Raw genomic sequence first — 12,010 nt, forward strand, 5'->3', positions numbered from 1 at the left:
GTGATTGGAAACGAGCGCCATTATATCGACCGGGGTTCGGCGGCCGGGGCCGCGTGTATAAAGCGCAACAACTGTATGCGGTAGAACCGGGCTAATCACGAAAGCGGAAATCCTAAGCTCAATAAAATCGTTCAAAAGCCGCGGACCGCTCCATAGACTGTTTCCTCATGCAGACGGCTCGGGTGTCGCCGTCATCCGATAAATCGAGCGCATCACGCGCACGTTGGTCGAGGAAAGCCGTCGCAATGTCGAGCCTCACACCGAATCTCCGTTGTCGCAGGGCTCACGCGCGGTCGTGTTCGCGGTGTCGTCCGCCAGGCGCATAGCCTTCATCGATTTGACGCAGTTGCCGATGGCCTGAGTCCATCGTCCGTTTCTCAATCCTTCAACGCGTCGCAGCGCCTTGCCGGTTGCCGGCTCGATGCGCGCGGCCGGCGCTCGCGCTCACCGTTTTCATTACGTCAGGGACAGACAGGAGTAACAACATGAATGTGTTCTGGTTCATTCCGACTCACGGCGACAGCCGCTATCTCGGTACGTCCCACGGCGCACGCGCAGCCGACTACGACTACTTCCGGCAGATCGCCGTCGCCGCCGACACGCTCGGCTACGAGGGCGTGTTGCTGCCGACCGGCCGCTCGTGCGAGGACGCCTGGGTCGTCGCGTCGAGCCTGATTGCCGCGACGCAGCGGCTGAAGTTCCTCGTCGCGATTCGCCCGGGGCTGTCGTCGCCGGGACTCGCCGCGCGTATGGCGGCGACGTTCGACCGGCTGTCGAACGGGCGTCTGTTGATCAACGTGGTGACGGGCGGCGACGCGGCCGAACTGGCCGGCGACGGCGTGTTCGTCGATCACGACACGCGCTACGAAATCACCGACGAATTCCTGCATATCTGGCGCAAGCTGCTCGCCGCGTCGCACAGCAACGAAGCGATCGATTTCGACGGCAAGCATTTGCGGTCGAAGGGCGGCAAGGCGCTATATCCGCCGGTGCAAAACCCGCATCCGCCGCTGTGGTTCGGCGGCTCGTCGGCGGCCGCGCACGATATCGCGGCCGAGCACATCGACACCTATCTGACGTGGGGCGAGCCGCCCGAAGCGGTCGCGAAGAAGATCGCCGACATTCGCGCACGCGCCGCGGCGCGCGGCCGGCAGATCCGCTTCGGCATCCGTCTGCACGTGATCGTGCGCGAGACCGAGGAGGAAGCGTGGGCCGCGGCCGACAAGCTGATCAGCAAGCTCGACGACGACACGGTCGCGCGTGCGCAGGCGTCGTTCGCGAAGATGGATTCGGAAGGGCAGCGCCGTATGGCCGCGCTGCACGGCGGCAAGCGCGGCGGGCGCGAGCAGCTCGAGGTCTATCCGAACCTATGGGCGGGCGTGGGGCTCGTGCGCGGCGGCGCGGGCACCGCGCTGGTCGGCAGTCCGGAGCAGGTGGCCGCGCGTATGAAGGAGTACGCGGCGCTCGGCATCGAGACGTTCATCCTGTCGGGCTATCCGCATCTCGAGGAATCCTACCGCTTCGCCGAACTTGTGTTTCCGCTGCTGCCGCAACGCTTCAGCAAGATTGCCAACGGGCCGTTGTCGGGGCCGTTCGGCGAAATCGTCGGCACCAGCTATCTGCCGAAGGCGGCGAGCGCGAGTTGAGCGCGCGCATAGCGTGGGTCGCGCGGCTTGCGCGACACGCGCACGACGATCGACAGGCAAGGAGAAAAGCCAACATGAGTGATACCACTTTGAGCGCGGGAACGGCGGTAACCCCGCAGCCCGCGTCCACGGCGCGCGCTGCCGCGCTGCGCCGTTTCGGCGCGCATCTGCTGCCGTGGCTCGCGCCGATCGCGATCCTGCTCGCGTGGGAAATCGCCGCGCGCAGCGGAGCGCTGTCGACGCGCGTGCTGCCCGAGCCGCTCGCGGTTGTGAAGGCCGCATGGTCGCTGATCCAGTCCGGCGAAATGTGGGCCGACGTGAAGGTCAGCACCTGGCGCGCGGTGTCGGGCTTCGCGATCGGCGGCGGCATCGGTTTCGTGCTCGGACTGGCGACGGGTCTCTTCAAACCCGCGGAAATCGTGCTCGATTCGACCGTACAGATGATCCGCAACATTCCCGCGCTCGCGATGATTCCGCTCGTGATCCTGTGGTTCGGCATCGAGGAACAAGCGAAGGTGTTCCTCGTCGCGCTCGGCGTGTTCTTCCCGGTCTATGTGAACACGTTTCACGGCATCCGTTCGGTCGACGCGAACCTGATCGAGATGGCGCGCAGCTATGGCGTCAAAGGTTTCGCGCTGTACCGCCACGTGATTCTGCCGGGTGCGCTGCCGTCGATTCTGGTCGGCGTGCGTTTCGCGTTCGGTCTGATGTGGGTCACGCTGATCGTCGCCGAGACCATTTCCGCGCAATCGGGCATCGGCTACATGACGATGAACGCGCGCGAATTCCTGCAAACCGATGTGGTGGTGGTCGGCATTCTGCTGTACGCGGCGCTCGGCAAACTCGCGGACATGCTCGCGAAGAGCCTCGAGCGCGTGTCGCTGCGCTGGCATCCGGCCTATCAGCGAGGAGCAAAAGCATGAGCGCAACGACGCTATCGACGACGTTCGGCGGTATCGCGGGCAGCGATCTCGAGACCGAACTCGCGCAGCCGCGGCTCGCGGATCACGACGCGAACGAGGCTGCGCTGGTTGAGCGGGACGGGGCGGCGGTGGCGCATTGCGGCTCGCAACCGAGCTTGCAACCCGCCACCGCGCTGGCCCGCAGCGACGCGCGTCCCGCGAGCGACTACGCGGTGCAATTGCGCGGCGTCGGCAAGCGCTATGGCGAGCGCGAGGTGCTGTCGGGCTTCGATCTGTCGATCGAGCGGGGCAGCTTCGTCGCGATCGTCGGCCGCAGCGGTTGCGGCAAGTCGACCTTGTTGCGGCTCGTCGCGGGTCTCGAAGAAGCCAGCTCGGGTGTGCTCGAAAAGCGCGCCGGGAACGGCGGTCCGCTCGACACCCGCATCATGTTTCAGGATGCGCGTCTGCTGCCGTGGAAAAGCGTGCTGCAAAACGTGATGCTCGGCCTGGGCCGCGGCGCGCGCGACGATGCGCGCGCGGTGCTCGCCGAAGTCGGCCTGCTCGAACGCGCGAACGACTGGCCCGCGCAACTATCGGGCGGTCAGCGGCAGCGCGTCGCGCTCGCGCGGGCGCTCGTGCATCGTCCGCAATTGCTGCTGCTCGACGAGCCGCTCGGCGCGCTCGATGCGTTGACGCGCATCGAAATGCACGCGCTGATCGAAAGGCTGTGGCGCGAGCATCGCTTCACCGCGCTGCTCGTCACGCACGACGTGCACGAAGCCGTCGCGCTCGGCGAGCGGATTCTGCTGATCGAGGAAGGCCGCATCGCGCTCGATCAGCCGGTCGCGCTCGCACGTCCGCGCGCGCGGGCGTCGGCGGGCTTCGCCGCACTCGAAGACCACGTGCTGCAACGCGTGCTGAACAACGCGCCGAACGACGACACGCTGGCGCATCGCGCGTATCAGCCCTATGACCCGGATGGCTTGCCCGAACCCGGTCGTCTCACGCGGCCGACCGAAGTGCGCTGGGCCGTCTGAGTTTTCCTGGCAAATCGATCCGATTCCGTTATCAACTGCTTCTGTGGAGTGATCTGAAATGAGCATTTCCGCCATCAACGTGCGCAATCAGTTCAAAGGCAAGGTCAAGGAAATCATCCGCGGCTCGGTGGTGTCCGAGGTCGACGTAGAGACGCCGTTCGGCATCGTCACGTCGGTGATCACGACGCGCTCGGTCGACGAACTCGAACTGAAAGTCGGCTCGGAGGTGGTCGCGCTCGTGAAGTCGACCGAGGTGTCGATCGCGCGGCTTTGATGACGCTCCGCCAGTGCGAGCGGCGTGCGCAACGGCTATTTCGCGTTTGCGCCGCTTGCGGGCGGCTCGTGCGACATGTGGTCGTTGGTTGGCTTCGCCGGCCGCTTGATCGGCATGTTGTCCGGGTTGCTCGAACTGCCGGCGCCCGATGCCGCCTCGGGCGGTTTGGCCATCGGCGCATGGCTGTCCGGCGGCGCGCTGGGCGCCGTCTGCGCGACGGCGCTCGCGCCGCTCGCGAAGAGCGCTGCCAGCGCGGCGGCGGTGGCCGTCAACGTGGCCCAATTGCCTCGCTTCATGTCGTTCTCCTTCGATGTCGCGTGCCGTCTGCAGACACGCGGCTGTGTGCACAATTAGCTAGTAGCAGGCCGCGTTCCGGGGCCGCTGCTGGCGCGTTGAGGCGTGCTCCTAACGGTCATGCCGGTTTCAGACGCCAATTGCCGGGCTCGACGCTCCGGGGAGCGGGCTCGTCAGGCGCACACCTGCATCCGCCGATGAAACTTGCTACGATGAATTGAGCATTCCGACGGAGACGGCCATGTCGAAGTCCTTGAGTCCTGAAGCGGTGGAAGCGTTGCGGCGTCTGAACGACGTCGGCGTCGGACAGACGGCGCCCGAAGTCGCGCAGTCCGTTGCGGCGGAGTTGCTGGCATGCGACCTGGTTGCCGAAGCGGGCAGCGGTGGGGTCGAAATCAACTGCAACGGCCGGCAGTATCTTTCCGGCGATTGCAACTGATCCGCTGATCGGCGGCCGGCCGCACGGCCGGTGTGTAGAGCGAGGCGGCGCGTCGCGGCTGAGTCGCGAGCAGGTGATTGGCCAGCGCGACGCCAGCTGGACGCGCGCGTCCGCCTACCCGCGATCAGCGAAACCACGGAGACGAGCATGGAGCCGAAGGGCGTCGACATGGGCGACTATCAGGCGCGCTATGGCGACTACGACATCGAGGTGGCGGTGGAACAGGTACTGACCGGCGTCAAGGCGCATTTCCGGGTGCTGCGCGACGATTCGACGGTGGTCGACTGGCAGCTCGTGCATATCGATAGCTTGTGGTCCACCGAGCATGCGGCCGCCGAGGCGGCTTTTCGCGCGGCGCGCGAGTTGATCGATGCGGGGCTGGCGAGTTAGACGCGGATAGTCGCCTCGCGACGGAAGGGGACGTCGTGTTCGGATGAGGCAAGGAAGCGGCAGGCGCACGAGACAACGGTTGCAAACCGAAGGCTACCCGGGCAACGTACCGGGTACCACGGCTGCCGTAAATGCAACTGGGCGCCGGCATCGATACTGCATGCGCGGCGCCCAGTTTGATCGCTGCCTTCAGAGGCAGCGGATCTGACGGTACTGCTGGCGGCTTAGTGGCCGAAGAACACCGATTGCGGACCCGACGTGGGTTCGCTGCGCGTGCCCGATTGCGTCGACACGCTATTCACGCCGCCGTATGCATTCGATTGCGCGTTGGCGCGTTCGGCAGCGACGGTCTGCGCGTTCTGGCCTTGTTGCGAAGCCGGCGCGCCAACCGACGGACGGTAGTACGGTGCCGGACCATAGCCGCTGGCGAAAGCGGGAGCGGCGATAGAGGCGGAAGCGGCAACCAGCAGGGCGGCGATAAACTTGGTCTTCATGGTAGGACTCCGATAACGTTTCGACTGCATTTCAGGAAGATGTTGCAGGAGCCAGTGAACCAGGTGTCTGCAACGTCGATGGAAGCCAGTGTATACCCCTACTATTGAAAATTTGTGCCGATAATCTGAAATTACTATTCCCGACGAAGAAACAATCGTTCAGACGTACGCGCCGCAAGGCGGACCGGTGATCCGGCCCTGTTGGCCAAGCGGTTTTTGAGAGGCGGAAGAAGGCGGGAAGGGGTGATTGCGGTGCGGAAAACCGCACAGACATCATGGAAAATGCAGAAGGCCGTCAGCAAAACAAAAACGGCGTTGTGATTGCTCACAACGCCGTTTGCTTGAATTCTGTGGGGTGGCTGATGGGACTCGAACCCACGACGACAGGAATCACAATCCTGGACTCTACCAACTGAGCTACAGCCACCACTAACATCCGCTTGACTTACTCTAAAAACCTGTCTCGCCGACGAAGAAACGAGATTATAGGGACTAGGTGGTGGTTTGCCTAGTCCTTTATTCAAAAATTTCGATGGGCTCGCGCAGATGCTGTCTTGCTTCGTCGAAGATGGTCAGATCACGGGCCGCAAGTCGCTTGCTGTCGGACAAAACTCGACGCCAACCACGCGCACCCGCTTCGCCGCGATACAGCCCAAGCGCATGGCGCATGATCGCGCCGAGATAGGTGCCGCGCGCCATTTCGGTCGCGCAATACTCGATCAGTTTCGCTTCGACCTGCTCGCGCGTCAGCGGCGCCTGCGCGGAGTCGTAGAAGCGCGCGTCGACATCGGCGAGCAGGTAGGGGTTGTGATACGCCTCGCGCCCGAGCATCACGCCGTCGACGTGCTGAAGATGCGCGTCGACTTCGTCGAGCGTCTTGATACCGCCATTGATGACGATTTCCAGCTGCGGAAAATCGCGCTTCAACTGATACGCGTAGTCGTACTTGAGCGGCGGAATCTCGCGGTTTTCCTTCGGGCTCAGGCCCTTCAGTATCGCGTTGCGCGCATGAACGATGAAGACCTCACAGCCGGCTTGCGCGATCGTGCCGACAAAATCGCGGACGAAGCCGTATTCCTCGACCGTATCGACGCCGATGCGGTGCTTGACCGTGACTGGCACCGATACGACGTCGCGCATCGCCTTCACGCAATCGGCGACGAGTTGCGGCTCGTTCATCAGGCATGCGCCGAACGCGCCGCGTTGCACGCGCTCGGATGGGCAGCCGCAATTCAGGTTGATTTCGTCATAGCCCCATTGCTCGCCGAGCTTGGCCGAACGCGCGAGATCGTCGGGCTCGCTGCCGCCGAGTTGCAGCGCGACCGGCGCTTCGTCGGGCGTGAATGCGAGATGACGCGGCACGTCGCCGTGCAGCAGCGCGCCGGTCGTCACCATTTCCGTGTAAAGCCAGGTATGGCGCGAAATCATTCGATGCAGCGAGCGGCAATGACGATCCGTCCAGTCCATCATCGGGGCAACGGACACGCGGCGGGGGCTGGGAGTGCGAGGTAAAGACATGGAGCGGCCAGGCGGCTTGAATCAAAACAATAATTTTACCGCAAGGCCAGAAACCGCCGGGCGCTGGAGCCATATCACTGTCGCGACAGAGGCGGGCACCGGTTCGTCAATGCGTCAATGCGTGAATGCGTCAATGCTTTAATGTCCATGTCCCCCCGTCCCGCCGCCACTGCTCCACGAGCTGCTGCCGCCGTGCATGCCGCCGTATCCGCCACCGTGCCATCCGCCGTCCCCGCCATGCCATCCGCCGTGCCCGCCACCGCCATGCCATCCGCCGCGCCCGTGCCAATACCCATGTCCGTAATAGCAGCACGACCCTCCGAAACCGCCATAGATACCAACCGAGCCGTACGCCGGTCCGTAGTAAGGCGGTCCATACGCGTAGGGATAGTAGGGTTGCGCATAGCCGTAGTCCGCTGGCGGCGCGACGACGCATCCAGTGATGCTCGCTGCCGCGGCCGCTAGCAGCGTCATCGATGCAATGAGCCTGGTCACGATTTTCTCCTTCACGTAAACCTCAGAAAAACCGCGCGCAACTGAGTTCAGCCGCGTTTGTGTCCGAGCGTTACCCGCGCCGGCGCGGCGGTGCGCGCTCGGGGCTTCGACCACGCGAGCCGTTGCCGCGACGTTCGACCGTTTCGCCAATCTTCTCGCGTATTACCGAGCGGTGTTGCGGTAACACTTCGTTAACGATCTGATACGTTACTGACGGGCGTGGCTGCTAACTTCCATCGGACGATTCGTCGTTTAAGTCGGAAGCGATTCGCGTGCCCGCCCCGTTCGATCATCTGCTCAAAGGCAACGTGCTGTATCGCCAGGGCATGCGCGACAACGAGGCGGAATCGCTTGGCGCGCTCGCGCGCTTTGCCGACAAATACCCGTTCAACTTCATCAACGTCGGCCTCATTCATCTCGCGCTGCCGAACGCGCGCATCGATCATGGCCGCCACTCGCGATTACAGACCTGTCTATCGATTTTCTCGCGCATTTTTACGACGTGCCGTTCGGCTGCCACCTCGGCGAGCTGGGCCGCTGTCAGCGCGCGTACGATGCGTTGATAACGCGCTGGCGGCGCGTTCTACTCGCGGGCGTGATGATCGAGATCGAGCACGAGGAGCTGGTCGACGCTTGCGAAACGAACGTGCGTCGCATGCTCGCGCATTGCGGGCTCGAGTGAGACGAACGTTGCCTCGCATTTCGCGAGACGATGCGGCGTGTCAGTACCGCGAGTTCCGCACAGATGCGCCGACCGTTGTATCGAACGTCGATGCGGCGCTGGCAGCCGCGAGGCGGATTGCGTGAACCGCTATGGGAAGGTCTCGGACCCCACCTGGCGGCGGCCGACGCTCAACGCGCGATCACCGACACGTGATGCAGCCACGGGTACACGCCGGCAATGAACGCCGCGTAGATCGCGGCCATCGTCACGCCGGCGGCCGTGCCCCAAATGTCGCGCGAGGCCGCGCCCTGGCGAAAATGCACAGGCAGTCCGACCACGACGTAGCCGATCACGAAGAACAGGATGACCGCGCGCACCGGCGACAGATCGTGGCCGATGAATTCGAGCAACGCCGACAGGCTGAATTGCGACATGGATATGCAGGGAGTCACGAAGGCGGGGGATCGCACGGCGCCGGAACACATCGAAATTGTTCAGCGAATGACGACTGATCCGCTTCACTCTCGACGTTTCACAGCGCGACGACCTATGCCGATTAAAGGCCACGCAAACGCGATCCGCAAGAAAAAACCTGTATGAATTTGTACTGTCCTACATTGCTTGCAGTTTGCCTGCGCCGCGACTTTCAGCCGGCCTGGCAACGCTTTCACGGCGACGGTCTCAACGCTCCAGGGGCTTCGGTTTGCGCAAGGGATCGAGCAGCGGTTTCAAGCCGTTGTGATCGATCTCGTGCATCAACGCGAGCAGACGGCCAATCTCGCCGGGCGGAAAGCCCTGGCTCGCGAACCAGTTCAGATAGTGGCCGGGCAGGTCGGCGATCACGCGGCCTTTATATTTCCCGTAGGGCATCACGCGCGTGACCAGCAATTCGAGGTGTTCGTGATTCATGGCAACGAAGTCATGATGAAACGCGCATCGAGAGCGCAAAGCGCGCAACGCGCAAGCACCAGGCGGCGCGCTGCAACGCATGGCCCCGCATTCTAGCCTTGCTGCAGGTAATGCGTCGGCGTGGTAACGTCTGCGCTTTCCGTTCACCTCTTCAACAGGACAAGTTAGATGGAATACCGCAGACTCGGCGACTCCGACGTGCAGGTTAGCCTGATTGGTCTCGGCACGATGACGTGGGGCGAGCAGAACACCGAGCAGGAAGCGCACGCGCAGATCGACTACGCGCTCGATCACGGCGTGAACCTGATCGACACCGCGGAAATGTATCCGGTGCCGCCGCGCGCCGAAACGCAAGGCTCGACGGAGCGCTACATCGGCACGTGGCTCGCGCAGCACAAGAGCGCGCGCGAGAAGATCGTGCTCGCCACCAAGATCGCGGGCCCCGCGCGTCAGCCGCACAATCCGCGTCATATTCGCGGCGAGGGCAACCAGTTCGATCGCAAGAACCTGACCGAGGCGCTCAACGGCAGCCTCGAACGTCTGCAAACGGACTACGTCGATCTGTATCAGCTGCACTGGCCCGATCGCAGCACGATGACGTTCGGCCGTCCGTCGTATCCGTGGGTCGACGACGCGTACACGGTGCCGATCGAGGAAACGCTGACGGTACTCGCCGAATTCGTGAAGGCTGGCAAGGTGCGCCATATCGGCGTGTCGAACGAAACGCCGTGGGGCATCGCGCAGTTTCTGCGCGCGGCCGAAAGACTCGGCTTGCCGCGCATCGTCAGCATCCAGAATCCGTACAGCCTGTTGAACCGCACGTACGAAGTGGGTCTGTCCGAGTACGCGCATCGCGACAACATCGGTCTGCTCGCGTATTCACCGCTCGCGTTCGGCTGGCTGTCGGGCAAGTACGAAGGCGGCGCGCGTCCTGCGGGCGCGCGCATCACGCTGTTCGAGCGCTTCCAGCGCTATAGCAAGCCGCAAGCCGTGCAGGCGACCACGCGTTACGTCGAGCTCGCGAAGCGCCACGGCATGACCCCCGCGCAATTCGCGCTCGCGTTCGTCAATAGCCGGCCATTCGTGACCAGCAATCTGATCGGCGCGACCTCGCTCGAACAATTGAAGGAAAACATCGCCAGCGCGGACGTGAAGCTGTCGCCGGAAGTGCTGGCGGAAATCGACAGGCTGCACGAGCTGCAGCCGAATCCGGCGCCTTGATGTCGAGGTAAGCGCGACGCGCTTGCCGCGGTGGCCCCGGTCGATTGCCGGGGCGGCCGCGCAAGGCGCGGCGAATCACTCGGCGTCGGCCGAACTCAACCCGCGGCCTTTGTCGTATCCACCGTCTCGCGCTTCGCCGCAAGCGGCGAATTCTCGCCGAGATCCCAGAACAGTCCCGCCATCATCTGCAGGCCCTCGCGCACCACCGGAGCCAGAAGGTGCTCGTTCGGCGCATGCTGCGAGCAGGCCGGATAAGAATGCGGTACCCAGATCGTCGGCAGACCGAGCGTGTCGGCGAATACCTCGTTCGGCAGCGTGCCGCCGAGATTCGGCAGCAGCGCGGTCTTCTTGCCGGTGGTTGCTTCGAGCGACGCGATCGCCCACGTGACCCACGGATCGTCGGGATCCAGCCGCGTGGCTGGCGCGCCGCGTTCGACGTCGATTTCGACCAGCTGAAAACCGTGCGCATCGAGATGCGCGCGCAGGTGCTCGCCGAGGTTTTCCCAATCGGTGCCGACCACGAAACGCAACTGGCAGACCGCGAACGCCTTCGGCGGAATCGCGTTGACCGGGTTCTCCGGATTGCCCGCCTTGAAAGCCAGCACTTCGAAGCTGTTCCAGCCGAACACGCGCTCGGGCGCGGAAAGACCCGGCTCGCCCCAGTTATCGTCGACGGTGGGGTCGCCCGGACCGTTGCCCACCGTGATGTCGGCAAGTGCGCGGCGCACGGCCTCGGGGATCGGCGGCGGACGCAGGCCGTCGACTGCGATCACGCCGCGCGCATCGACGAGACTCGCGAGCGCGTTGGCGAGCATCGTCGCCGGATTGCGCAGCAAGCCGCCCCAGTTGCCCGAGTGATGCGCGCCGTCGCGCAGCTTCAGCGACAGCCTGAAATTGACCGCGCCGCGCGAGCCGAGAAACACGGTCGGACGACGCGCTGCGAGACGCGGACCGTCGGAGGCGATCAGCACGTCGGCGGCGAGTTCGTCGCGATGCGCATGGCAGATCGCGTCGAGCCCCGGCGAGCCGGTTTCCTCGCCCATCTCGATCAACAGCTTCGTGTTGAAGCCGAGTTTGCCGTCGCGCGCGGCGAGCGTGCTCGCGAGCGCGGCGAGGTTGATCGAGTGCTGGCCTTTGTTGTCGGCGGTGCCGCGACCGAACCAGCGCTCGCCTTCCACGGTCACCGCCCACGGCGTCAGCGGCGCGCGCCACTGGCTGTCGTAGCCGCGCACGACGTCGCCGTGGCCGTAGATCAGCACGGTCGGCAGATGATCGCCTTCGTGACGGTTGGCGATCAGGAACGGACCGAAGCCATCGACCGGGTTATCGACGATGCGCGTGCTGAAGCCGAGGCGCTCCGCTTCGGGCTGGATTTCGTCGGTCAGATAGGACAGCAGCAGTGCGCCGCGATCGCTTTCCTGGCTTTCGGTGCGAAAACCGACGCGACGGTTCAGATCGGCGAGAAAAGCGCCGGATTCGAAGTGCCGGGTGGCAAGCTCGATGGCCTGGTTGCGGCTCATGTCGATGTCTCCGATGCGGGGGATGGGTGAAGGGGCGGAGGGCCGCGAGGCTCGATGGCTCGATGCTCGGCGCGGCGTTCAGGCGAATCGTCTGCAACGTGATTGCGACCGATTCTAGAAGCGCGCCATTTTTGTCACAATGATCATGTTTCGAAGCTTGCCTTGCCGGAAAAGCAAAGCGTCGCGCGTCGGCTCGAACCGCGGCAC

16 protein-coding genes and 1 tRNA gene are annotated in these 12,010 nt (G+C 64.1%); 9 read left to right on the forward strand and 8 right to left on the reverse strand.

Translation table 11 applies throughout. The features are described from left to right. Window positions 1–485 precede the first annotated feature (485 nt). The 4 genes from ssuD to OKW26_RS23915 all read left to right on the forward strand — a co-directional run bounded on the left by ssuD (window position 486) and on the right by OKW26_RS23915 (window position 3,859). Window positions 486–1,646 (forward strand): FMNH2-dependent alkanesulfonate monooxygenase, encoded by a 1,161-nt coding sequence (gene ssuD, locus OKW26_RS23900; protein WP_429355436.1) that lies wholly within the window; start codon window positions 486–488, stop codon window positions 1,644–1,646. A 74-nt stretch (window positions 1,647–1,720) separates the two neighbouring features. Next, complete coding sequence (gene ssuC, locus OKW26_RS23905) at window positions 1,721–2,569, forward strand: aliphatic sulfonate ABC transporter permease SsuC (protein WP_429355437.1); 849 nt, start codon at window positions 1,721–1,723, stop codon at window positions 2,567–2,569. After that, window positions 2,566–3,585, forward strand: coding sequence for an ATP-binding cassette domain-containing protein (locus OKW26_RS23910; RefSeq protein ID WP_429355438.1), 1,020 nt, complete (start codon window positions 2,566–2,568; stop codon window positions 3,583–3,585). Before ssuC ends, OKW26_RS23910 begins: the two co-directional genes overlap by 4 nt. A gap of 58 nt (window positions 3,586–3,643) precedes the next feature. After that, entirely contained in the window at window positions 3,644–3,859 is a 216-nt protein-coding gene (locus tag OKW26_RS23915; protein ID WP_008922916.1) for a TOBE domain-containing protein, read from the forward strand. A gap of 35 nt (window positions 3,860–3,894) precedes the next feature. Here the strand turns inward: OKW26_RS23915 and OKW26_RS23920 are convergent, their stop codons facing one another. Beyond that, window positions 3,895–4,155 carry a hypothetical protein gene (locus OKW26_RS23920; RefSeq protein WP_090804375.1) on the reverse strand — a complete coding sequence of 87 codons (261 nt, stop codon included), beginning with the start codon at window positions 4,153–4,155 and terminating at the stop codon, window positions 3,895–3,897. Between the two features lie 239 nt (window positions 4,156–4,394). On the opposite strand from OKW26_RS23920, the gene OKW26_RS23925 reads away from it, so the two are divergent. Both OKW26_RS23925 and OKW26_RS23930 read left to right on the forward strand, forming a co-directional pair. After that, window positions 4,395–4,592 carry a hypothetical protein gene (locus tag OKW26_RS23925; protein ID WP_013089281.1) on the forward strand — a complete coding sequence of 66 codons (198 nt, stop codon included), beginning with the start codon at window positions 4,395–4,397 and terminating at the stop codon, window positions 4,590–4,592. Between the two features lie 147 nt (window positions 4,593–4,739). Next, complete coding sequence (locus OKW26_RS23930) at window positions 4,740–4,982, forward strand: DUF6566 family protein (protein WP_018418205.1); 243 nt, start codon at window positions 4,740–4,742, stop codon at window positions 4,980–4,982. 224 nt (window positions 4,983–5,206) lie between these two features. On the opposite strand, the gene OKW26_RS23935 is transcribed toward OKW26_RS23930, so the two are convergent. The 4 genes from OKW26_RS23935 to OKW26_RS23950 form a co-directional block, all read right to left on the reverse strand. Further along, on the reverse strand, window positions 5,207–5,476 hold the full coding sequence (locus tag OKW26_RS23935) for a hypothetical protein (protein WP_018418204.1): 270 nt from the start codon (window positions 5,474–5,476) through the stop codon (window positions 5,207–5,209). Between the two features lie 351 nt (window positions 5,477–5,827). Next, a tRNA-His gene (locus tag OKW26_RS23940) sits at window positions 5,828–5,903 on the reverse strand. Window positions 5,904–5,992: 89 nt separating this feature from the next. Beyond that, window positions 5,993–6,994, reverse strand: coding sequence for a tRNA dihydrouridine(20/20a) synthase DusA (dusA, locus tag OKW26_RS23945; RefSeq protein WP_429336352.1), 1,002 nt, complete (start codon window positions 6,992–6,994; stop codon window positions 5,993–5,995). Between the two features lie 138 nt (window positions 6,995–7,132). After that, complete coding sequence (locus OKW26_RS23950; protein WP_429355439.1) at window positions 7,133–7,489, reverse strand: hypothetical protein; 357 nt, start codon at window positions 7,487–7,489, stop codon at window positions 7,133–7,135. Window positions 7,490–7,761: 272 nt separating this feature from the next. On the opposite strand from OKW26_RS23950, the gene OKW26_RS23955 reads away from it, so the two are divergent. Together OKW26_RS23955 and OKW26_RS23960 are read left to right on the forward strand one after the other, a co-directional pair. Further along, on the forward strand, window positions 7,762–8,052 hold the full coding sequence (locus OKW26_RS23955; RefSeq protein ID WP_429355440.1) for a hypothetical protein: 291 nt from the start codon (window positions 7,762–7,764) through the stop codon (window positions 8,050–8,052). After that, on the forward strand, window positions 8,049–8,171 hold the full coding sequence (locus OKW26_RS23960) for a hypothetical protein (protein ID WP_429355441.1): 123 nt from the start codon (window positions 8,049–8,051) through the stop codon (window positions 8,169–8,171). The genes OKW26_RS23955 and OKW26_RS23960 overlap by 4 nt, the downstream gene beginning before the upstream one ends. A gap of 170 nt (window positions 8,172–8,341) precedes the next feature. On the opposite strand, the gene OKW26_RS23965 is transcribed toward OKW26_RS23960, so the two are convergent. Together OKW26_RS23965 and OKW26_RS23970 are read right to left on the reverse strand one after the other, a co-directional pair. Then, window positions 8,342–8,587: a hypothetical protein gene (locus OKW26_RS23965; RefSeq protein WP_018418199.1), complete on the reverse strand. Its 246-nt coding sequence runs from the start codon at window positions 8,585–8,587 to the stop codon at window positions 8,342–8,344. A 247-nt stretch (window positions 8,588–8,834) separates the two neighbouring features. Next, complete coding sequence (locus OKW26_RS23970; RefSeq protein ID WP_018418198.1) at window positions 8,835–9,062, reverse strand: DUF3820 family protein; 228 nt, start codon at window positions 9,060–9,062, stop codon at window positions 8,835–8,837. A gap of 168 nt (window positions 9,063–9,230) precedes the next feature. Here OKW26_RS23970 and OKW26_RS23975 point away from each other — a divergent pair, with 168 nt between their 5' ends. Beyond that, on the forward strand, window positions 9,231–10,283 hold the full coding sequence (locus OKW26_RS23975; protein ID WP_429355442.1) for an NADP(H)-dependent aldo-keto reductase: 1,053 nt from the start codon (window positions 9,231–9,233) through the stop codon (window positions 10,281–10,283). Window positions 10,284–10,378: 95 nt separating this feature from the next. On the opposite strand, the gene OKW26_RS23980 is transcribed toward OKW26_RS23975, so the two are convergent. Then, window positions 10,379–11,803 (reverse strand): M20 family metallopeptidase, encoded by a 1,425-nt coding sequence (locus OKW26_RS23980; RefSeq protein WP_429355443.1) that lies wholly within the window; start codon window positions 11,801–11,803, stop codon window positions 10,379–10,381. Between the last annotated feature and the right edge of the window lie 207 nt (window positions 11,804–12,010).

It is taken from the genome of Paraburkholderia sp. 32, assembly GCF_050435345.1.
Taxonomy (GTDB): Bacteria; Pseudomonadota; Gammaproteobacteria; order Burkholderiales; family Burkholderiaceae; genus Paraburkholderia; species Paraburkholderia tuberum.